19 protein-coding genes are annotated in these 22,209 nt (G+C 57.7%); 2 read left to right on the top strand and 17 right to left on the bottom strand.

What is annotated here, in order from left to right; genetic code table 11:
• Nucleotides 1-24: 24 nt before the first annotated feature.
• The 3 genes from C4S74_RS01100 to C4S74_RS01090 form a co-directional block, all read right to left on the bottom strand.
• A complete protein-coding gene (locus C4S74_RS01100) occupies nt 25-474 on the bottom strand; it encodes a NucA/NucB deoxyribonuclease domain-containing protein (RefSeq protein WP_103993533.1) in 450 nt (149 codons plus the stop codon).
• A 125-nt stretch (nt 475-599) separates the two neighbouring features.
• A complete protein-coding gene (locus tag C4S74_RS01095; RefSeq protein WP_103993532.1) occupies nt 600-1,130 on the bottom strand; it encodes a DinB family protein in 531 nt (176 codons plus the stop codon).
• Nucleotides 1,131-1,233: 103 nt separating this feature from the next.
• Nucleotides 1,234-2,598, bottom strand: a complete 1,365-nt coding sequence (locus C4S74_RS01090) for a class I SAM-dependent rRNA methyltransferase (protein ID WP_103993531.1) — start codon at nt 2,596-2,598, stop codon at nt 1,234-1,236.
• A 164-nt stretch (nt 2,599-2,762) separates the two neighbouring features.
• Here C4S74_RS01090 and C4S74_RS01085 point away from each other — a divergent pair, with 164 nt between their 5' ends.
• A complete protein-coding gene (locus C4S74_RS01085) occupies nt 2,763-4,007 on the top strand; it encodes a Na/Pi cotransporter family protein (RefSeq protein WP_103993530.1) in 1,245 nt (414 codons plus the stop codon).
• Here the strand turns inward: C4S74_RS01085 and deoC are convergent.
• A complete protein-coding gene (gene deoC / locus C4S74_RS01080) occupies nt 3,973-4,650 on the bottom strand; it encodes a deoxyribose-phosphate aldolase (RefSeq protein ID WP_103993529.1) in 678 nt (225 codons plus the stop codon). The genes C4S74_RS01085 and deoC overlap by 35 nt on opposite strands.
• Nucleotides 4,647-5,090 (bottom strand): NUDIX hydrolase, encoded by a 444-nt coding sequence (locus tag C4S74_RS01075; RefSeq protein ID WP_103993528.1) that lies wholly within the window; start codon nt 5,088-5,090, stop codon nt 4,647-4,649. Before C4S74_RS01075 ends, deoC begins: the two co-directional genes overlap by 4 nt.
• Before the next feature lie 290 nt (nt 5,091-5,380).
• Here C4S74_RS01075 and C4S74_RS01070 point away from each other — a divergent pair, with 290 nt between their 5' ends.
• Complete coding sequence (locus C4S74_RS01070; RefSeq protein WP_258042346.1) at nt 5,381-6,340, top strand: peptidoglycan-binding protein; 960 nt, start codon at nt 5,381-5,383, stop codon at nt 6,338-6,340.
• 527 nt (nt 6,341-6,867) lie between these two features.
• On the opposite strand, the gene C4S74_RS01065 is transcribed toward C4S74_RS01070, so the two are convergent.
• From C4S74_RS01065 to dnaK, 12 genes are all read right to left on the bottom strand, one after another.
• Nucleotides 6,868-9,306, bottom strand: coding sequence for a transglycosylase domain-containing protein (locus C4S74_RS01065; protein ID WP_103993526.1), 2,439 nt, complete (start codon nt 9,304-9,306; stop codon nt 6,868-6,870).
• A 237-nt stretch (nt 9,307-9,543) separates the two neighbouring features.
• A complete protein-coding gene (locus C4S74_RS01060) occupies nt 9,544-10,614 on the bottom strand; it encodes an aliphatic sulfonate ABC transporter substrate-binding protein (protein WP_103993525.1) in 1,071 nt (356 codons plus the stop codon).
• Between the two features lie 49 nt (nt 10,615-10,663).
• On the bottom strand, nt 10,664-11,881 hold the full coding sequence (locus C4S74_RS01055; RefSeq protein WP_103993524.1) for an LLM class flavin-dependent oxidoreductase: 1,218 nt from the start codon (nt 11,879-11,881) through the stop codon (nt 10,664-10,666).
• Nucleotides 11,882-12,168: 287 nt separating this feature from the next.
• Nucleotides 12,169-13,530, bottom strand: coding sequence for a tRNA (N(6)-L-threonylcarbamoyladenosine(37)-C(2))-methylthiotransferase MtaB (gene mtaB / locus C4S74_RS01050; protein WP_103993523.1), 1,362 nt, complete (start codon nt 13,528-13,530; stop codon nt 12,169-12,171).
• Between the two features lie 5 nt (nt 13,531-13,535).
• Nucleotides 13,536-14,354, bottom strand: coding sequence for a 16S rRNA (uracil(1498)-N(3))-methyltransferase (locus C4S74_RS01045; protein ID WP_103993522.1), 819 nt, complete (start codon nt 14,352-14,354; stop codon nt 13,536-13,538).
• Nucleotides 14,355-14,533: 179 nt separating this feature from the next.
• On the bottom strand, nt 14,534-15,238 hold the full coding sequence (locus C4S74_RS01040) for a site-2 protease family protein (protein WP_103993521.1): 705 nt from the start codon (nt 15,236-15,238) through the stop codon (nt 14,534-14,536).
• A gap of 8 nt (nt 15,239-15,246) precedes the next feature.
• Nucleotides 15,247-16,221 carry a 50S ribosomal protein L11 methyltransferase gene (gene prmA, locus C4S74_RS01035; RefSeq protein WP_103993520.1) on the bottom strand — a complete coding sequence of 325 codons (975 nt, stop codon included), beginning with the start codon at nt 16,219-16,221 and terminating at the stop codon, nt 15,247-15,249.
• A gap of 447 nt (nt 16,222-16,668) precedes the next feature.
• Complete coding sequence (locus C4S74_RS01030) at nt 16,669-17,040, bottom strand: hypothetical protein (RefSeq protein ID WP_103993519.1); 372 nt, start codon at nt 17,038-17,040, stop codon at nt 16,669-16,671.
• Complete coding sequence (locus C4S74_RS01025) at nt 17,037-17,210, bottom strand: YfhD family protein (RefSeq protein ID WP_103993518.1); 174 nt, start codon at nt 17,208-17,210, stop codon at nt 17,037-17,039. The genes C4S74_RS01030 and C4S74_RS01025 overlap by 4 nt, the downstream gene beginning before the upstream one ends.
• Nucleotides 17,211-17,508: 298 nt before the next feature.
• Complete coding sequence (locus C4S74_RS01020) at nt 17,509-18,852, bottom strand: APC family permease (RefSeq protein ID WP_103993517.1); 1,344 nt, start codon at nt 18,850-18,852, stop codon at nt 17,509-17,511.
• A 203-nt stretch (nt 18,853-19,055) separates the two neighbouring features.
• Nucleotides 19,056-20,180: a molecular chaperone DnaJ gene (gene dnaJ, locus C4S74_RS01015; protein WP_009675385.1), complete on the bottom strand. Its 1,125-nt coding sequence runs from the start codon at nt 20,178-20,180 to the stop codon at nt 19,056-19,058.
• 128 nt (nt 20,181-20,308) lie between these two features.
• A complete protein-coding gene (gene dnaK / locus C4S74_RS01010) occupies nt 20,309-22,153 on the bottom strand; it encodes a molecular chaperone DnaK (protein WP_103993516.1) in 1,845 nt (614 codons plus the stop codon).
• Nucleotides 22,154-22,209: the final 56 nt, after the last annotated feature.

The following is a 22,209-nucleotide window of genomic DNA, read 5'->3' as shown; positions in this document are numbered from 1 at the left end:
TTCCGTCATTGACGTTCCGACTCTTCACTTTACCACGATCTCGACCCGTGTTCCATCGGGAAGTTTATCTAGCTGATTGCCGATCCACGATCCGGCTCCCCGGTTGTCCGCGGGTTTAATATAAGCGATATCCGCTCCCTTGCCGCCTTCGGCACACATGGCCATCGGCCATTCGTCGCGGTCGTAATTTTTTTTGGTCGCGACACCGGCCAGGGACTGCCTGCGGTTCTCATCGGCTCCCTTCCGGTCGATCGTGCAGACGGGCGACGCGCCTTTTGCCACCGCGTCTTTGATGTGTTTGGCGGTTTCCGGATACTTCTCGCTCGGAAAATAGATCGTCAGATCGGCAGCAGGGCTCTTGCCCGTCCCGCCGTCGAACAGACCGGTGTTTTTGGCGACGACCGAGACGAGTACAATCAGCAGAAAAAGAAAAATAGAGACCGTTTTTTTGTTCTTTTTTCGTGTTTGGGCCATGGTGTCCATCCGAATTTCTATAGAGTGGCGATCTTTGCCATTGTATCATACAAACGCGCTTTCCGGACGCAAAAAAACCGCCGCAGGGCTTTCGCCCCGAGCGGTTTATTCCGCCTGCCGCCGTATCAGCGGTTGGCTTCGCGGATTCTTCTGAGCTGATTGACGTGGGCCGTCTCGTGAATAGCGATAAAATGCGCCCACTGGGCGGCGTTCATTTCAAAGCCCGACGGATGAGGAAACAGAAGATCGTTGGTGTTCCGCTCGGCCAGCTTCGGAATGAGCGCCTTCGTCGCCGCGCGGACTTCATCCAGCTTTTGCAGCGCTTCTTCATAAGACAGGGCGCCCGTCGGCTTGGCCGGGTCCGGCGCTTCGATCTTTTTGCCGATAATGCCGCTGGCTTGAAGAATGCCCATCACGTCCGTCACCTTATCGTCCAGCGGCTCGGACGGTCCGGCCGGCGTCCGGCCCACAACCTGCTTAAGCTGGTGCAGGATCATTCCTTCCAGCTTCGCCAGATGCTCCACCACTTCGGTCACAGTCCAGCCGTCCGGCTTCTCGCGGAGCCGCTTTTCGTCCGGACCGAACGAGTCCAGCACTTCCGTAAGCTGCCGGCGCACATTATCCATAAAAGGCACGATATCTTTAAACGTTACCAATCCAATCCCCTCCGGGTCTCGTGTTGTCTGCTTGTCTGTATGCTTTTTCCCTCTTTTATTGTACCACGCCGGATGCCGGAATAAAAAAAGCCGGAGACCGCGGTCAGCGGCTCCGTACTTCAAAGATGGCGAACTTTAAATAATTTCCTTCGTCGACTCCGAGCAGGCGCGGATGATCTTTGCCCGCGGCACGGAATTCGACCAGGCGGAGTATCTTTCCGGCATCGACGGCGGCCGCGTGGACAGTCTCCAGGAACAGCTCCGGCGCCATGTGATACGAACAGGACGCCGTCACCAGATAGCCGCCTTCGTTGACCAGCTTCATCCCGTGCAGGTTGATGTCTTTGTAGCCGCGGCAGGCGCCCTCGACGGCGCCGCGTGTCTTCGCGAACGCGGGCGGGTCGAGAATGACTACGTCCCACGTCCGTCCTTCTCCGACCGGTTTGGAGGTGTCGACCTTGGCGCCTTGGCCGGCCGACGCCCTCTGACGCCGTTCCTCGACTCCCTTCACCTGCTTGCGCAGATAGTCGAATGCGTCGGCCACGACGAATTCCACCCGGTCTTCAAACCCGTTCAGCCTGACGTTCGTACGGGCGCTCTCCACCGCATGCTCGGAAATGTCCAGGCAGGTGACTTTCTTCGCGCCGTATTTGCAGGCATGCAGCGTAAAGCTTCCCGTATGCGAGAAGCATTCGAGCACCGTGGCGCCGTCCCAGTACGGGAACGTGACGACCTTGCCGTTCGCGTTGACCGGCAGCCGCTGCTGGCGTCCCTCGTGCTCCACCTCGCGGACCTTGATGCCGCTTTCGGCTCCCCAGCCCTTCATAAGCGGCTCGGTTGCCGCGCGGTTTTCCCGCTGGTCGAAGAAATAGCCCGTCTTCTGTCCCTGCTCGATATCGACCTCGATTTGAAGGCCGTTCTCGAGAATGCGGACGTACCGCGGGCATTCCCCGTAAAGCGGACCCGTGGTCTGCGTCAAACCTTCCAGCTCTCTCACCGGAACGTCGCTGCGCTCGTAAATGCCCTGCGGTGCGAACACTTCCGCCAGAGCGGCCGTGATCGCTTCCCGGCATACATCCATGCCGAGCGTCAAAATCTGCACGACGAGCACGTCCGCAAACTTATCGACGGTAAGCCCCGGGAGGAAATCCGCTTCCCCGTATACGAGACGGTAAGAATCCGAATCGTGCAAAAACCGCGACCGGTGTCTGGCGCAGCGTTCGAAACGCTCGACAAAAAACTCCTTCGTCATGGCTTCAAGCGGCTTATAGCTGACTACGCGTCCCGTAATCTGTGACTTCGGATTATAGTAAGCCGATGCGAGCGGCTGCCCGGCATGGGACCGCACTTCCACGACTTGACCGGGAACGGCCTCTCCCTCCACGCGTTCGATTTCGCTCGCGAAGATCCAGGGATGACCCTGTTCAAGCCGTTTTTTTCTTTTTTTCTGTAAAACGATTGCTGCCATTGTAAGGCTCCTTCCTCCTGCCAAAGCCCCCCGTCCTGCCCGGACGGGAAGCACTTCAAATCGATCGGGGCGGGCAGGGGTGCTTGTCATGCCCTCACCCGCCCGTTCATATACTGCTAAGACAACCCGTTATTCACGGAATAACGATCAAAGGAGCAGGATCTATGTGGCTATCACTGGCTCTTCCCTTACTCGCCGGGCTGTCTGTTTTCTTCTTCGGGATGAAGATGATGGAGCTCGCCCTGAACCAGCTGGCCGGGCCCCGTATATACCGGTTTCTCGAAACCGCCACCCGGACCCCGGCCCACGGCCTCGTCACCGGAACCGCGCTGACGGCGCTGCTTCAAAGCTCCAGCGCCGTTACGGTGATCTCGATCGGCCTGGTCAACGCCGGCGTCCTGACCTTCCCGAGAACGCTCGGCATCATACTCGGCACGAACATCGGCACGTGCCTGACGACCGAGCTGATCGGGCTGAACCTCGGCGCCGCCGCGCTGCCGCTGCTTCTGGCGTCCAGCGCCGTGTGGCTCGCCAGCTGGCTGCCGGGTCCGGCCCGGGGCCGAGCCGGCGCGGCGGTCGGCGGCGGGAACGCTTCCGGCGGCGCAAAGACGGGCCGGGCCGGCACTCCGGCGCCGGTTCAGCGAAGCGGCGGCCGCGCGGGGGAACGGCCTGCCGGCTCGGCGCACGCGGGCGGCCCCGCAGCGGGTTCCCGCCCGGCGCCGGACCGCGCTCGTCCGGCGGTGCGCACGCAGGCGCACGGGCCCTCCCCCGCGCAGGAGGTCGTCCGCCCGGCGGCCCCGCAGGCCGGCGCCCAAGGCCCCGCGCAGGAGCCGCCCGCCGCGAGCGGCTGGCTGCACGCCGTCCGCTATGCGGCGCTGGCCGCGGCCGGCTTCGCCCTCGTGCTGATCGGCATCCGGATCATGCAGAGCATTGGTCCGGCCCTCCAGCACCTGGGCCTGTTCGCCTGGTTTATCGAGCAGGCCAAAGTCAGCCTGCTGTGGGGCGTCATTGCCGGCGCGGCCGTCGCCGCCCTGATTCACAGCTCCAGTGCGGTTATCGCGATGGCCATGGGCTTTGCTGCCGGCGGCGTCATATCGCCGGAGCTCGGCATCGCCCTCACGCTGGGTTCCAACATCGGAACGTGCGTAACCGCCTGGCTCGCCAGTGTAGGCGGCACACGGGCGGGCGTTTTCGTCGCCTGGTCGCATATTTTGCTCAACGTGGGAGGCACGGTGCTCTTCTTCCCGCTGATCGGCCTGCTTCATGAAGTCTCGTCCTGGATGACCGCCGATCCGTCGGCTCAGATCGCCCGTGCCCAGACGCTTTTTAACGTGGCCAGTTCGCTGATTGCGCTGCCGTTCTGCTATCTCCCCATCAGTAGGAAGAAGAACCTGCAGCCCCGGACATGAGGGCGACGCCGGAGCTTGTGCCCAGACGCTGCGCTCCGGCTTCGATCATGCTGCGGGCCGTTTCCAGATCGCGTACCCCGCCGGAAGCCTTGACGCGTACCGAGGATGATACGGATTGCCGCATCAGACGCACGTGCTCAACAGTCGCGCCTCCGGGTCCGAACCCGGTTGACGTTTTGACGAAAGCGGCACCGGCCTCCTCCGCAAGACGGCAGGCGAGCACAATCTGCTCGTCGCTCAGGAATCCCGTCTCCAGAATCACTTTTACGATCGCCCGGCCTTTCACGGCGTCCACGACTTGCCGGATATCGTCTCTTACCGCTTCTGCGTTTCCTTCCAGCAGGCTGCCGACCGCCAGAACCATATCGATTTCTTCGGCGCCGCGCTCTGCCGCTTTTACCGCTTCGAAAGCTTTAACCTCCGGCAGAGACGCCCCAAGCGGAAAACCGACGACCGCGCATATTTTCACCGCGGTGCCTTGAAGCTCCTCCCGGCACAGCGGCACCCACCCGCTGTTCACGCACACGCTGTAGAAGCCGAACTCCTTCGCTTCCCCGCACAGCTTACGGACAGCGCCGCTCTGCGCATCCGGTTTCAAGAGCGTGTGATCGATATAAGACGCAAGATCGAGAGCCGCCGTCATACAAGCCTCACCTCGTATCCGAGTTTTTGCAGCGCCGCAAGCACAACCCCGTCGTTATTATCGTATCCCGATTCCGCCTGCTTCTTCCAGGCCGTTTCCGGATTCATCCATTCCACTCCGCTGATTTCTTCAATTTGAGCCTGCAGATCGCCGCCGATGGCTTCCACCAGATAATAGTGCACTTCCTTCTCCACGATACCGTGGTCGGGATGCTCGTAGCGATAGGCGATAACGTCCAGCGGTTCCACGATCCGGCCCGTAATGCCGGTCTCTTCCGCGATTTCCCGCAGCGCCGTTTCCTCGATCGTTTCGCCGGGCTCCATTTTTCCTTTGGGCAGCGTCATTTTCCCGAATCGGTCCTGAATCAGCTGCACCTCCGTACGTTCCCCTTGCTTGCGGAACACAACGCCGCCTCCTGAAATCTCCTTCATCGGAACCATCCTTTCGGCCTCCGGCCTGAGCCGGGTCATTGTTACATTCTACCGAATATACGGGGAGACAAGCAACGGTGCATCACGCGCACGGCTTCTTTTTTTTGAGAAGCGGCCTTGTTCTTACGGGTGTATCAAATTTTAGGAGCTTTCTTTAGAGAAGAAACTTCCGAAATTATGTTTATAAAATCTTAATATGGAATTTATTGCTTATAAAACTTTTATTTTGTTTAATTATAGTTGGGTATCTTTCCCAAATTTATATTTACTGGAGGTAACTTATGTTAGGAAAAAAATCAATGATCGCAGTCACGTGTACGGGCCTCATGTTCTCTTCCCTGATGATAGCCAACTCCGCATCCGCAACCGAGACGTGCGGGGGATATTTGTCGAATATGACGGATCCTCTCGCAATCAGAATGGAAAACGGAGAAAAAGTAATCTGGGACAATGTAGACCCCGTCCTGATTCAAAAACGGGACAAGTACGTCAGCCTGCTGAAGCAGAAAAACTGGACGATCACGTTCAACTCGGCTTACCGTCCATACCAGTATCAGCGGCATTTGTATGAAATCGTACAGAATGCTTCCAAATCGTCCTGCGTGGCGGCGGAAAAAGCGGCGCACGGACTCGGCACGGAAGTCGCGAGACCCAGCAATACCGCTCCGCACACCCGCGGCATCGCGTTTGACGCCACCGTGAGAGACTCGGCGGGCAACGCCCTGAACGGCAGAACGTTCGTCAACAGCCAGTTGAGAGACGTGGCGGCCCAGGCTGGCCTCAGCTTCCCGCTTCCGACGACCGACGGCGTTCACCATATCGTTGCTGGCGGCTCCACCACACCGGACGACGGCGTGCTGAGACTCGGAGATCAGGGGCCGGAAGTAACGGAGCTGCAGCAGCAGCTTAACAAAGTCGGCTACACGGTATCCACGGACGGCATCTTCGGCAGCGGCACGGACACCGCGGTGAAGCAGTTCCAGTCCGCGCACGGCCTGACTTCCGATGGGATCGTAGGCGTGGCGACCAATGCCAAGCTGGACGCGCTCTCCACCACGACGACCGTGCTCCGCTCGGGCAGCTCCGGCGATGAAGTGAAAGTTCTTCAGCGCCTGCTGACCAAAAAAGGCTACACGGTCACGGCCGACGGAATTTTCGGCAGCGGTACGGAAACGGCCGTGAAGAAGTTCCAGACGGCTAACTCGCTTACTTCGGACGGAATCGTCGGTTCCGCCACATGGTCTAAACTAAGACAGTAATTTTGGGACTCAAATATTTCATGCCTGTTTATAAAATAGAGCCCGCTCACGTTATAGTGAGCGGGTTTTGCTTTTCGTTTTGCTTTTCGTTTTGCTTTTCGTTTTGCTTTTCGTTTTGCTTTTGGGCTTTGCTTTTCCGTTTTTAGCTTTTCCGTTTTTAGCTTTTCCGTTTTTAGCTTTTCCGTTTTTAGCTTTTCCGTTTTTAGCTTTTCCGTTTTTGGCTTTTCAGTTTTACTTTTAAGCCTTGCTTTCTCCCGGTTTACGTTCGCGGCTTGTTTCGGAATTGCTTCACATTGCCGCTTTGCGTTCACGCTCCCCATTATTTAGGTTTGCGAGCCTTCGGATTTTCAGCGGATTTCCTTGGTAAGATTTCTTTCAATCCCCAAGTAAAACCCTCATTTCGCGCACAAAAAAAACCGCGATAAACGCGGTTTCTTGATGGCAAAGGATACTCTCTCGGCATCCTCATGGGCCAAACGGACTCCGTCCTTCAGGACATTTCCCGTCTCAGCCAAGCTCCTGCCGGTTCAGTAACCGACAGCCGTTCCTGCGCCGGACGGAGAAGGCGAAGGAACGGGGCTCGGCCGGGCGGCGCTTACTCCAGCGCCCTCCTCCTTCTTCGCCTGAGGCTTCGGAGTCGGCTTCGCGGAAGCCGAAGGCGTTGCCTCTCCGGAGGGCGGTTTGACTCCCGGCGAAGGCGACGGGGTTACTTCTCCGGAAGGCTTCGCCGTGCCTTCCGGAGGCTCGCTGCCCGCGGCGGGAGGCTTCACGCTTGCCGTCCCGTCCTTGGGAGGCGGGCTGCCGGTGCCCGCCGGAGTCTCTTTCCCTCCGGGAGTGGCGCCCGCTCCTTCTACCGGCGTTTGTGACGGAGACGGCGTCGCAGTCGCGGGAGATTCCCCCGCCGTGGAATCCGCCGTCCGCGTGCGACTTCCGCTTTTGCGCTCTCTGGAATCTGCCGAGGCGTAGGCTTTGCCGTTTTCTCCGTTGATCCGCTGGATTTTTCCTCCAGCAAGGCGGTAGCCTTGGGGGGCTTTGAATGCCGTGACCGGCTTTCCCTTGAGCGCCTGGCTCATGATTTTCTGGAAGATGGCGGCCGGAAGCTTATCTCCGCCTGTCGTCAAGTAATGCTCGCGGTTCGTAACGGGGTAACCGACCCAGACGGCCGTCACCAGCTCCGGCGTATAGCCGACAAACCAAGCATCCTTGGAGCCGTCGATAACGCCTCCGGATGAAGTTCGGAACTCGGCTACATCGGGAAGCTGAGTCGTACCCGTCTTGCCCGCCACATCGCGGTTAAGCCTTGCGTTGCGGCCCGAACCTTCCGTAATGACTTTCTGGAGCATCTCCGACATCGTGTACGCCGTATTGGCGTCGATTACGCGCTCCGTATTCGTTTTCTGCTCCAGAATAACGTTGCCGCTGCGGTCCTTTACCTGAGTGACGGCATAAGCGCGGGCCAGATTGCCGCCGTTCGCATACATCGTGTACGCCTGCGCCATTACAAGCGGAGAAGTTCCGTATTTCATGCCGCCCAAGGCAAGGCCGTAACCACGGTCATCGTCTTCCAGCGGAAGCCCGGCTTTGCGTCCGAACGCCAGCGCCTTCTCGACGCCCACTTCCTTCATCATCGCCACGGCGGGAATGTTGTATGACTGGGCCAGCGCTTCCTCCATCGTCACCCAGCCATGGAAACGGTGGCCGTAATTGTTCGGCTTGTAGCCTCCGGCGAATTCCGTTTCCGTGTCGTTGATCAGATCCTGGGGCTTGAATCCGGCCAGCAGCGCCGGGGTGTATACGACAAGCGGCTTGATCGTCGAGCCCGGCTGGCGCTGAAGCTGCGTCGCGTAATTAAACGCCCGGAACTCCTTCGTTTCGCTGCGGGAGCCGACCAGCCCTTTAACCGCGCCGGTTTTCGCATCCAGAACGACAACGGAGCTCTGCAGCCCGCCTTTGTCCCCGGGGAAATTTTTCTTGTCCCGGTAGACGGCTTCCGCCGCATCCTGGACTTTCGGGTCCAGATTCGTGTAAATTTCCAGCCCCGACGATAAAATGTCCTGCTCGGACATTTTCGTTTTATCCAGCGTTTCCTGAATGACATAATCCACGTAAGTGGGATACTTGTTGCTTGCCGACAAAGACGTATTCTCCGTCAGCTTAATAGGCTCGTTCTGGGCAAGATCGCGCTCTTCCGCCGTAATTTTCCCTTGAGACGCCATCATGCTGAGCACAAGGTCCCGGCGTTCTTTCGCCTTATCGGGATTGTTAAGCGGCGAATACGCATTCGGCGACTTGGGCAGCCCCGCAAGCAGCGCCGCTTCCGCCAGCGTAAGCTCCGGCGTCTTTTTGCCGAAATAGATCTGCGAAGCCCGCTCGATCCCCCACGCCCCCCGCCCGTAATAAATGTAATTGAGGTACAGCTCAAGAATCTGCTCTTTGCCGTAATTGTTCTCGATCTTGAGCGCTGCGACCGCTTCGTTGATTTTACGCTGAAGCGTCTGCTCCGAGCTGAACAGCTTCACTTTGGCGAGCTGCTGGGTAATCGTACTCCCTCCCTGCACAACCTCCCCGTTTTTCACATTTGTAAACAACGCGCGGCTCAGACCTTTGTAATCAATCCCGTCATGCTCGTAAAACCGGGAGTCTTCCACCGCAACAATCGCATCCGTGAGCATTTTCGGAAACGCCGAATACGGAACATATTCCATTCTGGAATTGGTCAGCTCCGTGATCAGCTCCTTATTCGCATCGTAAACCCGCAGCGGCATCGGCGGCTCCTGCGCCAGCTTCGAAAGATCCGTCTGCCGGTACATCTCGATCCCCGTCTTCGCTGCCCACGCTCCTGCACCAAGTACAACGACTAACGCTCCCAGAACGACAAAACCGGCTATTTTACGCGCTTTTCTCTTCTTCTTCGGTGTCGTTCGGTCTTTTTTTCCGGGCTTATCCGTCTGCTCGGTGTCGGTCATGCGTCCCCCTCCATCCAGCTGTGTATGTAACATGCCTGCTACCTATTACCACCGGAAAAACAGGTTTTAAACACACGTCGCGTTTTTGCCCATGAAAAAACGGATCTCCGCCCCTGCAGGCGGCCGATCCGCAGCTTCATTTCTCTCTATTTTCCTATCCGATAAAAAATTGTGCCGCCGCTCTCCGGTACTCCGGAAAGCTCAAACAAATGAATGTGCTTACGATCTCCCTGCCGCTTATTTGCCTGCCGCAGCCTGCTTCAGCGCCTGCTCGATGAACGAATTATCCACCACCCGGGTGACGTCGATCTTCTGCTTGATCGCGTCCTGCGACAGCATAAAATCCGCCGTCGACTGCTGCGCTTCCACAAATTGCGGAGTTATGACCGCGTTCATCGGTTCGAGGTTGTCCAGCACCTGCCGGACAATATCGGGGTTCAGCTTTTTGGCCCTGGCCAAAATACCTACCGCTTCTTCCTCATGCTCCGTCAGCCAAAGTCTGGCTTTTTCGTACGTTTTTAAGAAAAGCACCGTCAAATCCGGATGCTCCTGTGCAAATTCGCTGCGCGCCACGATAAAGCCCGGCCCGAGAAGATCGAGCTGCTTTCCGTCCGCCAGCACCGACGCTCCTCCCGCCACGACCTCATTCGTTATAAACGGTTCCCAGACCGCCCAGGCGTCCACCGCCCCCGTCTGAAACGCGGGCCTCGCCTCATCCGGCTGAAGCTGGACAATTTTAATGTCATCGGGCTTCAAACCGGCTTGGACGATCGCTCTGTACAGAAAAATCCAGCCGCTGCTCCCTTTGGCCACGGCAATCCTTTTGCCTTTCAGGTCTTTCACCGTTTTGAGCGGACTGCCTTTCGGAACGAGAATCGCGTTCCCCTTCTTGCCGTCGCCGCTTACGGCGATTTCTTTAAATTCAACCTTGCCTGCCTGGGCGGCGATGACAGGTCCGTTCCCGACGATCCCGAAATCGAGCCGCCCGGCCGTAATGGACTCGAAGTGGGGAGGGCCGCTTTGAAACTCCTGCCACTTGACCTCCGCCCCCGCTTCGGCGAATGCTTCCTCGAACCATTTCTTCTCCCGGGCGATAAGCAGCGGCCCCAGGCTCTGCTGGATTCCGATGCTGACCGTCACTTTGTCCTTCCCACTTTTTCCCGCCGGGGCCGCGCCTTCCGTTAAAGCTTGTTCCCCCCTGCCGATGCAGCCCGGCAGCAGCAGAATCATCAGAAACGCAATAGGCAAGGCCCACCGGTATGCGCCCCTGCCATCCGCCGCCGAGTGCCTTTTGCCTGCAGCTTTCATCCTTTCCCCCCTTTCCTCCGGATCGGTCCCCCGTAAGGCCGCCTGGAACCTATGCCTCAATCTTCTCCTTCCGCCCGGAAAAAGCGATGTCTGCCGTGGCTCCGCGCTCCGCCAGTTTTCTTTTAAAAACCGGCAGCAGCAAATCCCCCGTAATACGGGCTTCTTCCAGATTCGGATATCCCGAAAGAATAAACGAAGAGATGCCGATATCCGTAAATTCCAGCAGACGGTCCGCCACCTGCTCGGCGCTGCCGACGAACGTCATGGCTCCGCCGCCGCGTACAATGGAAATGCCCGCCCACAAATTCGGCCCGATGAGATATCCGTTGGCACGTGAGCTTTCCCGGAGCGAGTTTTGCCGCTGCTGATTCGTCGCATCCGTTTCCTTAAAACGGTGGCTGGACCATTCGATCACGCTGTCGTCGACTTTGGAAATAATGTCCCACGCGTCTTTCCAGGCTTCTTCCTCCGTTTCCCGGACGACCACCTGCGCGCGCAGCCCGTAACGAAGCTCCCGCTCATTCCCGGTGGACGCCTTCACTTCGGCCCGGATCTCCTCCACTTGCCGGATCTGCTCCCGTATCCAGTCAATAGGCTCCGCCCACATCAGGTAGACATCGGAGGTTTCGACGGCCGTCCGCTTGCCCGCTTCGGAGCTTCCTCCGAAATAGAGGGGCGGATAGGGCTTTTGCACGGGCAGGGGCAGTCCCGCTCCGCCTTCGAGGCGGTAGTACTTCCCGCTGAACTCGACCTTCTCCGAATCGCCGTACTTGTACCCGCCGCCGGCCAGAAATTTCTCGCCGCCGTCGTTTGAGCGCGTCCACACGCTCCGGACGATATGCAGAAATTCGCGGGTGCGCACGTACCGCTCGTCATGATCGTTCGCGAGCGGATCGCCCGTTGCCGCCAAGTCAGACGGAGAGCCGCCCGTCACGACGTTGATCAGCGCCCGGCCGCCGGACAGGACGTCGAGCGTGGCGGCCATTCTGGCGGCAAGCACGGGCGCGATCAGCCCCGGCCTCATCGCCACCAAGGGCTTGAGCGTCTTCGTATGCGACGCGACGATGGAGCCGACAATCCAGGCATCCAGGCACGATCCCCCTGTGGGGATGAGGGCGAACGTAAAGCCCGCTTCTTCCGCCGCTTGCGCAACTTGGATCATATAGCCGGCGGATGATTCTCTTTCCGGCTCGACTCCAATGTACTTGCCGTCCCCGGTGGTTGGAATAAACCAGCCGAATTCCACTTCCCGAACCGCGTTTCCCATGTTCCCCGCTCCTTTATGTTCAATCTTCCACATATCATATAATACTTTTCACATATATTTAGTCGGATTTAAAGCGTGTGAGATACTTTTATTTATTCAAACCCCCTTTCCCGCAAAGTGCCGCCTCTTCTGAGGTCCGCCCGCTTCACCCCTCTCCGCTACGCAAAAAAAGCCGGAAACATTAAGCTCTCGCTTATGTCTCCGGCTGTCCGGTAGATGGAAATCAATGGAATTGTACCCCATCTTAACACCGTGCCCAAGGTCTGTCAACCCGCTAACCACGTTTCTCAGACAATAGCTTTGATCCGGTTCGCGGACGCGGACTGCTCTTCCGCCACGCGGATCAGCTTGCCTTTGGATTCGTTCACGCCGGCTTCCTGCACTTCCACCGTACATACCCGGCCGATCATCTCTTCCGGCGCTTCGAATACCATCTGCATATAGTTGTCGCTGTAGCCCATCAGCAGGCCGCTGTCTTCGGCCGCACCTTTGTAGGCGCGCTCCGGAATAACTTCCAGCTGTTTGCCTACGTATTGCTTGGCGTAATCCAGCTGCATTTTCTCCGACAAGTCGATCAGCTCGTGAACGCGTGCGTTCTTGATCTCTTCGTCGATCTGGTCCAGCATACGCGCCGCAGGCGTTCCGGTCCGTTTGGAATACGGGAACACGTGCATTTCCGCAAACTTCATTTGTTCCATAAAAGCATAACCTTCCCGGAACATTTCGTCCGTTTCGCCCGGGAAGCCGACAATAATGTCCGTCGTGATGGCCGCGCCCGGCAGCGCTTTATGGATCAGCTCGATTTTACGGCCGTATTCGGCGGTCGTATATTTGCGGCGCATCCGTGCCAGAACCTGGTCGTTGCCGGCCTGGAGCGGAATGTGCAGATGACGGCACATTTTATCGGAGGTGCCCAGCACTTCCAGGACTTCGTTCGTAATCTGGCTCGCTTCGATCGAGGAGATCCGGATCCGGTTCAAGCCGTCCACCTTGTCCAGGTCCCACAGCAGGCGGGCCAGGCTGTAATTTTCCATATCTTCGCCGTAGCCGCCGGTATGAATACCCGTCAGCACGATTTCTTTGTAGCCCGCGTCAACGAGCATATGCGCCTGCTTGACTACGCTCTCCGGTTCCCGGCTGCGCATAAGGCCGCGCGACCAAGGGATGATGCAGAAGGTGCAGAAATTGTTGCAGCCTTCCTGAATTTTCAGAAACGCGCGGGTGCGGTCGGCAAAGTCCGGCACGTCGAGTTCCTCGAACTGGCGCGTTTTCATAATGTTGCGCACGGCGTTGATCGGCTGGCGCTCCTGCTGGAACTGCTTCACCAGGGAAATGATTTTGTCGCGGTCCTGCGTTCCGATGACGAGATCGACGCCCGGAATCGCCATGATTTCCGCAGGCGAAGTCTGCGCGTAGCAGCCCGTAACGGCCACGATGGCCTCCGGATTGCGCCGCACGGCACGACGGATCATCTGGCGGCTTTTCTTGTCGCCGGTATTTGTAACGGTACACGTATTAATCACGTAAACGTCCGCCGTCTGTTCAAAATCGACCTGTTCATACCCTTCGCCTTTGAACATCTGCCAGATCGCTTCCGTGTCGTAAAAATTAACTTTACACCCCAAGGTGTGAAATGCCACAGTTGACATGATGTTTATCCTCCCATCTCTCCGGATTCATATAGGATGCACGCAAGTCCGACCATAGCGGCCGTCTCCGTGCGTAAAATTCTCCGTCCGAGCGACACGGACACGCAGCCCGCAGCCTCGGCCTCGCGGACCTCCCGCTCGGTGAATCCGCCTTCGGGGCCTACGAGCAGCAGCAGCCTGGCCGGCCTAGCGTCCGCACCGGCTCCCTCCGCCGCTATCCGCGGAGCACCGGTATCGTCCGTACGGCCGTCCCGGGATCCGAAATAACGGCGGATCGCCGTTCCGATGCCGAATCCGTCTTCTTTCTCGTAACAGATCCAGGCGCCGTCAGCGGCTTCGGACACCAGCTTCAAAAGAGCCTTCCACGAAAGCACGGGCTCGATGACCGGAATCCGGTTCCGGTGCGCCTGCTCCGCCGCTTCCTTGGCTATTTTATTCCAGCGCTCGGTGCGCTTGGCTTCTTTCTTCGAATCATACTGGACGACGGTCCGTTCGGACACGAACGGCAGAAAACGCGCGGCGCCGATTTCGGTCCCCTTCTGGATGACCGTCTCCATCTTGTCGCCCTTCGGCAGACTTTGCGCGATCCATACCTCGACGGCAGGCTCCGCGCTCATTTCCAGCGTCTCGACGATTTTCGCTTCGACGCGGTTTTTGTCGACCGCCGTAATTTCGACGATCGCTTCACGGCTTGCGCCGTCGCTGCAGATGCAGCGGTCGCCCTCTTCGGCACGCATGACACGCGCGAGATGATGGGCATCGTCGCCTGTAATCACGACGGAATCCGCACCGAAATCTCCGGCTGGAATGAAATATCTTTGCATTGCGGCCACTCTTTCTTTGTCGAAAATGCGTAAAATCGCGTACATTTCATCTTACAATGTTCTCGTGCCAAAAGCTACCGCTGGCACAAATTTTCATAAAGCCGGCCGGGGCTGCCCGGCCTTCTCCGCCATTTATGTGAGGAGCCCGGCCCGTCTGCGGGAGTACCGCAGCGCCCTTTTTACCCGATCAGCCGGAAAAACTGGTCGATGGGCAAGCGCTGGCCGAACAGCGAACCGATCAGATCGTTAAACGCATAAATGATATCGTACTGCAGCGAAAAAATCGGCCCCAGCGTTACCCGGTACAAAGGCGGGATAAACGCGACCAGCAGCAGCACAAGCATCCCCCACTGCTCGTATTGCCTGAGCTTTTCGCGCCCGGCGGCCGGGAGCACATCCTCCAGAATCCGGTATCCGTCGAGAGGAGGAACCGGAAGGAGGTTCAGGATGAACAGCAGCACGTTCATTTTCACGAACAGGATCATAAAAATGAGCACGGCTTTCTGAATGCCCGCGGACCAGCCCACGATTCCGGTGTAATTCAGCAGCACATAGAATACGATAATGCCGAGGAAACCGAGCACCAGATTGCTGAAAGGCCCGGCGAAGCTGACGATCACGCCCATGAGGCGGGGCTTTTTGAAATTCGACCGCCGGACGGGAACGGGCTTCGCCCAGCCGAACCCGGCGATGACGAAGAGCAGCGTCCCCAGGACATCGAGATGGACGCGGGGATTCAGCGTCACCCTGCCCTCCTTGTAAGCGGTAGGGTCTCCGAATTTGTAAGCCGAGTAGGCGTGCGCGAACTCATGCACCGTAAAGGCGATGATGAGCACGAGCAGCGTGAACGGCAGCAGCTGCAAAATGGCATTAAAATCCCCCATGCCGCCCCCTACCGTTTCCGCGCGATCAGCACGACCCACTCTCCGTCGCGGCGCACGTCCTCGACTTCAAAGCCCGCTGCGAGAAGACCGTTTTCCACATCTTTCTGCTTGCTTAGGATGACGCCCGAAACGACGTAACAGCCGCCCGGTGCCAGCACTTTGTACACATCGTCAACGAAGAGCAGAATAATTTCCGCCAAAATGTTCGCGACGACCACCTGGACGGGGAGCTTTACGCCGAGATCCGTGCCTCCGCCCGCTTCACTTTCTTTGAAAACGCCCAGGAGATCGCTCAGCTTCACGCTGATCTTGTTCTCCAGTCCGTTAAGCTTGACGTTATCGGTTGCGCTCGAAACCGCCACCGGGTCAAGATCAACCGCAAGAACGCCGCGCGCTCCGAGTTTGGCCGCCGCAATCGACAGGATGCCGGAACCGGTACCGACGTCGATCACATCTTCGCCGCCCTTTATGACCTCTTCCAGCGTCTTGAGGCAAAGCGATGTGGTAGCATGGGTTCCCGTACCGAAGGCCATACCCGGATCGAGCTCCAGAATGATCTCGCCTTCCGATGCCGCATATTCTTCCCATGTCGGTTTGATCGTCAGACGCTCGGTAATGCGGACGGGTTTAAAATACTGCTTCCAGGCGTTCGCCCAGTCTTCGTCGTCCACCTCGCGCAGCTCGTAAGACGGATTGCCCGTATCGATGCCGAATTCGGCCAGTCCGTCAACCGATTGCTTCAACGTGCTCATGATGGAATCCAGCTCGGTTCCTTCGGAAAAATATCCTTTGATCACGGCACGGCCTTCCGGAATATCGTTAAAAGGCAGCTCATACCATTGTCCGAGCGAAGTATCCCGCTTCTTATTCAAAGTGCCGGATTCTTCGATAGAAACCCCTCCGGCTCCAAATTCATGGAGAAAATTGGAGATCATTTCGACGGCTTGTTCCGTCGTGTTTACCGTAATTTCATGCCAACGCATCGCGACTTGTTCCCCCTTGCGGATTTTTGGCCTTGCTTATCCGCTCACATATCTTGTTATTGTACTATACTTTACAAGCCCGGTAAAACCGTCAGCGCCCGCCGCGCTACCCTCCCATGCGGAGTATGCAAAAAAGCCCTCACTCTCCGCTGGGAAACCCGGAGGTGAGAGCTTTTGCGCTGCAATTGCGGGCTTAGCCTCCGTCAGGCGGCCTGGGCCGAGCAGCTTACGGCATCGTGCGGCTGAGGCGATCTGCGGCCGGGACCGACCACCGCGCAGCGCCGCAACGCGGGCCGGAGATTCGCGCGCGCCGGAAACGGCGGGCCGCATGCTTGCAGCCGGCCGCGGCGCGGGGGGCTTGCCGCTATACGCCGTGTGCATCCACGGCTGTCTGCCGCTATGCGGGGCGGCAAACGCTTCGTCCGGCTCGTTACCTCAGGCAGGCCGTCAGATCTCGCCCCCGCATTCGCGGATCACACGCATCGCCTGATGATGCGAGCTCTCGTCCACCACGACCGTCAGCAAAATATCGCGGCCGGTCGGCATCCCCGACCCGCCGTCGCTCATTCCGCTGGCGGTAGGGTCCGCTGCCGCGAGAATTCCCGCGTCGCGCGAATACCACTCGGCACTCTGCGTCAAGTTGCCGAGGCTGGCGAAATCCCCGGTCAGCGGATTCATCTGCTGCTGAACGTCTTCTCCCTGAAAGCGGTCGAAGCGGGCGATCTGCATATCGATCACCCGCAGCGCTTTCAGCTTGGCTGCCGCCCCCTCGGCTTCTTCGGGGGAGCGGAAGGTCGCGAGTATGCTCTTCTCGCTCATGGACCCTGCCGCTCCTGACGGCTGTCCGCGGCATTCGCGCGCTGCAGGGCTTCCAGATCCTCCGCGTCGGCCGCTTCCGAACTGAATTCCACATCCTCGTTTTTGCCGATCGGAATCAGCTGGGAGATCTCTTCGGAGATTTCTGCCTGTTCGTTCCGGTTTTCACTCATCGTATACGCCTCCTTATGCAAGCTAAAAATTAGCATGCTTTGCAGAAGCTTTTTTTATGCAGCAGGGGGCGTGCTCCTCCGGTCCGACTACCCCGTGAGGCTCCCTGCGCAGTTCTTGACCCCCGCGATGGAGGCCGGCGACAAGCCGCTCGTCCGCATGCACCCGAATCCGTCCGGATACGGCCGGGATCGCGGATTGGAGCGAGTGCATGTTTACCACCGGCAAAGACGGCGGCGGACTTACGGCGCAACCCGCTGCCCGGCCAGTAAGTCTATCGAGTTTGTCCCGGGACTCCTGTTAACTTCCGGAATCGTCCATCCGGATTTTTTTCACGTCTCTTTTCGCGACCCCGACCAGGTAGATCAAATAAAGGACTCCGACTGACGTCCAGATCAAACCCAGTGTCATCGAGTGGCGGTCGAGATGCGTCCAGATATAAGCCACAAACGCCGCTCCGATTAGCGGTGCGACGAGATAGCGCATATAATCGCCGAAGCTTCTCTGCTTCTTTTTAAAAATATAATGAATAATGACCGAAAGGTTTACAAACGTGAATGCGATAAGCGCCCCGAAGTTAATAAACGAAGTGGCCGTAACGAGGTCGAGCTTCAACGCGATCAGCGAAATACAGCCGATAAACAGGACGTTATAAACCGGCGTCCCCGATTTCGGATGCACATATCCGAAAAACCTTTTCGGCAGATAGCTGTCGCGGCCCATGGCGTACAAAAGGCGGGTAACGCTCGTCAGCGAAACGAGGCCCGAGGCCAGTGTGGACGAAAGCGCCGCGGCCAGGAACACGAGCTGAAACACCTTGCCCCCGATAAACAAGGCGATTTCCGGCGAGGCTCCTTCCGGGTCCTCAAACACGGAAACGTCCGGGAACAGCGACTGGGTAAAGTAGGAAGCCGTCATAAACAGGAGCCCCCCGATCATCGCGACGAGAATGATGGCCCGCGGCGTGTTCTTTTCCGGGTTCACCGTCTCTTCGGTCAAAGTCGATACCGCATCGAATCCGAGGAAAGCGAAGCACAGGATCGAGGCGCCTACGAGCAGCGCCGGGATGGACATGTCCGGAGCGTAGAAAGGCTGGGCGGTAAACACCTCTCCGACTCCTTGCCCGTTCATAAGGCCTTTTACGGCCAGTGCGGCGAACAGGACCACAACGACGATCTGGAAAAGCACGAGGAACGTGTTGACCGAAGCCGTTATTTTCACCTTCAGCAGGTTCAGCGCCGTAATAAAGAGGACAAACCCGACGATCCAGATCCAGGCCGGAATTTCCGGGAAAACCGCGGATAAATAAATGCCCGTCAGCAGAGCGTTGATCATGGGCAGGAACAAGTAGTCCAGCAGCGCCGCCCAACCGACCAGAAAGCCCGCATACGGGTGAATCGTGTTCCGTGCGTACGCGTAAGCCGAGCCCGCCGTCGGGTATACTTTTACCATTTTGCCGTAGCTGGACGCCGTGAAAAGGATCGCCAGCAGAGTCAGCGCGTAAGCGGCCGGGACGTGCCCTCCCGTTTCCTCCGAGACGATACCGTATGTGTCGAACACGGCCATGGGAGCCATATAGCCGAGGCCGATAACCACGATATGCCAGAGCTTCAGCGTCCGCCGCAATTCCATGTTGGGTTTCAAGTAAGACTCTCCTTTGCGTTAAAAATTGCCGTCCGCGCTCCTGTATGCCGGAGCGTCCCTGTAAGGGCACAACGAATTATTATACAGCAAATTGTATGATGTTCCAGCCCGAAATTTTACCCATCCGCAAAAGAAAAAGCACCTTTCCGCCAGGGAAAGGTGCTCGCTCCGCAGACATGCGCCATGCGGTTATCTTACAGGAATCAGTCTCCGCGGAATGCCTTGCGCATCCGGTCGAAGAAAGACTCCTCGTGCTCTTTCGTATCTTCTCCGCTTACTTTCGCGAACTCGCGAAGCAGATCCTTCTGCTCGTCGGTCATGTTTTTCGGCGTCACAATCACGACGCGCACATGCTGGTCGCCCTGTCCGTAGCCGCGAAGCTTCGGTACGCCTTTGCCGCGCAGACGGAAATACGTTCCCGTATCCGTGCCTGCCGGAATTTTCAGCTTCACTTTCTCCGTCAGAGTCGGCACTTCCACTTCCGCGCCGAGCGCCGCCTGCACGAAGGTCAGCGGCATATCCAGATAAATATCGTCGTCTCTGCGCTCGAAATACTCGTGCGCCTTCACGTGAATAACGACGTACAGGTCACCCGCCGGGCCTCCGCGCGTACCGCTTTCGCCCTCTCCGCTGACGCGGAGCTGAGCGCCGTCGTCTACGCCGGCCGGGATTTTGATGTGTATCTTGCGCTGCTTCTTGACCTTGCCGGACCCGCCGCATTCTCCGCACTTGTGACGGATAATTTTGCCTTGGCCGTTACAGGTCGAGCACGGACGTCGGTTCACGATACGGCCGAACGGCGTATTCTGAACCACTTCCTGCTGTCCCGAACCTTGACAGGTAGTACAGGTCTCCGGGTGTGTTCCCGGTTTGGCGCCCGAACCCGAGCACTTGTCGCAGTTTTCCGTGCGCGGAATCTGCAGGTCCAGCTCCTTGCCGAATACCGCTTCCTTGAATTCGATTTGCAAGTTATACTGCAGATCGCTGCCGCGCTGAGGCGCGTTCGGATTGCGGCGGCCGCCGCCTCCGCCCCCGAAGAACATGTCGAAAATATCCCCGAATCCTCCGAAATCGGCGCCGCCCATGCCTCCGCCGCCCATTCCCTGATTCGGATCGACATGCCCGAAACGGTCGTACGTCGAGCGCTTCTGATCGTCGCTGAGTACGTCGTACGCTTCTTTAGCCTCTTTAAACTTCGTTTCGGCATCGTCTGCCTTGTTCACATCCGGATGATACTGGCGCGCCAGTTTGCGGTACGCTTTTTTGACATCCTCCGCGGACGCGTCTTTGCCGACACCCAGCACTTCATAATAGTCCCGTTTACTCATCGCTCCACCCCCGCTGCTTTGCGGCAACCTCAACCGGACACTCATGTCGCAACATAGGGAAAGTCAAAGCCGTTTTCGGACGGCTTTGACTTCTCTTTGTGTCTGACAATTCCCGGTGTGAAATTCCCTTATTTCTTGTCTTTGTCCTCGTCAACTACTTCGTAATCCGCATCGACTACGTTATCTTTCTTGCCGGCGTCGGATGCTTCTCCCGCCGCTTCGCCCGCGCCTTGCTGCTGGGCCGCCTGCTCATAGAGCTTCACGGAAAGCTGCTGAACCACTTCGGTCAGCTCTTCCGTAGCCGCTTTGATTGCAGCCAGGTCGTTGCCTTCGAGCGCCTGCTTCACTTTTTCCTTCGCGGCGTTCGCTTTGTCGATCTCGGCCTGGTCTACTTTGTCGCCCAGATCCTTGATCGTTTTGTCCGTGCTGTAAACAAGCTGGTCAGCCTGGTTGCGGACTTCAACGAGTTCTTTGCGGTTGCGGTCTTCTTCGGCGTGCGCCTCCGCATCCTTCATCATTTTATCGATTTCTTCATCGCTCAGACCGCTGGAAGAAGTGATCGTGATCTTCTGGCTTTTGCCTGTTCCTTTATCGAGAGCCGATACGTTTACGATACCGTTCGCATCGATATCGAAAGTAACTTCGACTTGCGGAACACCGCGCGGCGCCGGAGGAATGTCTCCCAGCATGAAGCGTCCGAGTGTTTTGTTATCGTTAGCCATCGCACGCTCGCCTTGCAGAACGTGAATTTCCACGCTCGTCTGGTTGTCCGCGTAAGTCGTGTACACCTGGGATTTGCTTGTAGGGATCGTCGTATTGCGGTCGATCATTTTGGTGAATACGCCGCCGGCCGTTTCGATACCGAGGGACAGCGGAGTCACGTCCAGAAGGACCACATCTTTAACGTCGCCGGTCAGCACGCCCGCTTGTACGGCGGCGCCAAGAGCAACCACTTCATCCGGGTTAACGCCTTTGTGCGGATCTTTGCCGATCAGCTTTTTGATTTCTTCGACAACAGCCGGGATACGAGTCGATCCGCCGACCAGTACGACTTTGTCGATTTGGCTTGGGGACAAGCCTGCATCGCTCAGAGCCTGGCGAGTCGGGCCGAGTGTTCTTTCTACCAGATTCGCGGAAAGCTCTTCGAACTTGGCGCGGGTCAGGTTAAGCTCCAAGTGCTGAGGCACTCCGTCAACTACAGTGATGAACGGCAGGGAAACCGTCGTTGTCAGGACGCTGGAAAGCTCTTTCTTCGCTTTCTCGGCCGCATCTTTCAGACGCTGCACAGCCGCTTTGTCCTTGCTCAGATCGATTCCGTGCTCTTTCTTGAATTCAGCCGTCAGGTGATCGATGATCACTTGGTCGAAGTCGTCGCCGCCCAGCTTGTTGTCGCCGCTTGTCGCTTTAACTTCGAAGAAGCCGTCGCCGAGTTCAAGGATGGATACGTCGAACGTACCGCCGCCAAGGTCATACACGAGGATTGTCTGATCTTCGGATTTCTCCAGACCGTATGCAAGTGCGGCCGCCGTTGGCTCGTTGACGATACGGAGTACTTCAAGACCCGCGATTTTACCGGCGTCTTTGGTCGCTTGACGCTGGCTGTCGTTGAAGTAAGCCGGAACCGTGATAACCGCCTGAGTTACCGGGGAGCCCAGGTAAGCCTCGGCGTCTGCTTTCAGCTTTTGCAGAATGATCGCGGAGATCTCTTGCGGCGTGTAGTCTTTGCCGTCAATGGATTCCTTGTGGTTCGTACCGATGTGACGCTTGATGGAGATAATCGTGCGGTCCGGGTTCGTGATGGACTGGCGCTTTGCCGTCTCGCCCACAACGCGCTCCCCGTCTTTCTTGAAGCCCACTACGGACGGAGTGGTGCGGTTTCCTTCGGCGTTAGGGATAACGACGGCTTCGCCGCCTTCCATTACGGCTACGCAGGAGTTGGTGGTTCCTAAGTCAATACCGATTACTTTGCTCATAATAATCTATTTCCTCCTTATTAGGGGTGCGTATATATGAATTCGCCGGGCCCGAA

It is taken from the genome of Paenibacillus sp. UNC499MF, from assembly GCF_900107975.1.
GTDB lineage: Bacteria > Bacillota > Bacilli > Paenibacillales > NBRC-103111 > Paenibacillus_F.
The sequence above is the reverse complement of the archived record's forward strand: the minus strand, read 5'-3'. Positions and strand labels throughout refer to the sequence as shown.

Excerpts from the sequence above, each read along its gene's own strand:
- C4S74_RS01060 (WP_103993525.1), bottom strand. The coding sequence starts at position 10,614 with ATGAAAGCTGCAGGCAAAAGGCACTCGGCGGCGGATGGCAGGGGCGCA.
- C4S74_RS01040 (WP_103993521.1), bottom strand. The coding sequence starts at position 15,238 with ATGGGGGATTTTAATGCCATTTTGCAGCTGCTGCCGTTCACGCTGCTC.
- C4S74_RS01100 (WP_103993533.1), bottom strand. The coding sequence starts at position 474 with ATGGCCCAAACACGAAAAAAGAACAAAAAAACGGTCTCTATTTTTCTT.
- deoC (WP_103993529.1), bottom strand. The coding sequence starts at position 4,650 with ATGACGGCGGCTCTCGATCTTGCGTCTTATATCGATCACACGCTCTTG.
- C4S74_RS01065 (WP_103993526.1), bottom strand. The coding sequence starts at position 9,306 with ATGACCGACACCGAGCAGACGGATAAGCCCGGAAAAAAAGACCGAACG.
- dnaJ (WP_009675385.1), bottom strand. The coding sequence starts at position 20,180 with ATGAGTAAACGGGACTATTATGAAGTGCTGGGTGTCGGCAAAGACGCG.
- C4S74_RS01085 (WP_103993530.1), top strand. The coding sequence starts at position 2,763 with ATGTGGCTATCACTGGCTCTTCCCTTACTCGCCGGGCTGTCTGTTTTC.
- C4S74_RS01025 (WP_103993518.1), bottom strand. The coding sequence starts at position 17,210 with ATGAGTGAAAACCGGAACGAACAGGCAGAAATCTCCGAAGAGATCTCC.
- C4S74_RS01070 (WP_258042346.1), top strand. The coding sequence starts at position 5,381 with ATGATCGCAGTCACGTGTACGGGCCTCATGTTCTCTTCCCTGATGATA.
- prmA (WP_103993520.1), bottom strand. The coding sequence starts at position 16,221 with ATGCGTTGGCATGAAATTACGGTAAACACGACGGAACAAGCCGTCGAA.
- C4S74_RS01055 (WP_103993524.1), bottom strand. The coding sequence starts at position 11,881 with ATGGGAAACGCGGTTCGGGAAGTGGAATTCGGCTGGTTTATTCCAACC.
- C4S74_RS01045 (WP_103993522.1), bottom strand. The coding sequence starts at position 14,354 with ATGCAAAGATATTTCATTCCAGCCGGAGATTTCGGTGCGGATTCCGTC.
- C4S74_RS01030 (WP_103993519.1), bottom strand. The coding sequence starts at position 17,040 with ATGAGCGAGAAGAGCATACTCGCGACCTTCCGCTCCCCCGAAGAAGCC.
- C4S74_RS01075 (WP_103993528.1), bottom strand. The coding sequence starts at position 5,090 with ATGGTTCCGATGAAGGAGATTTCAGGAGGCGGCGTTGTGTTCCGCAAG.
- mtaB (WP_103993523.1), bottom strand. The coding sequence starts at position 13,530 with ATGTCAACTGTGGCATTTCACACCTTGGGGTGTAAAGTTAATTTTTAC.
- dnaK (WP_103993516.1), bottom strand. The coding sequence starts at position 22,153 with ATGAGCAAAGTAATCGGTATTGACTTAGGAACCACCAACTCCTGCGTA.
- C4S74_RS01090 (WP_103993531.1), bottom strand. The coding sequence starts at position 2,598 with ATGGCAGCAATCGTTTTACAGAAAAAAAGAAAAAAACGGCTTGAACAG.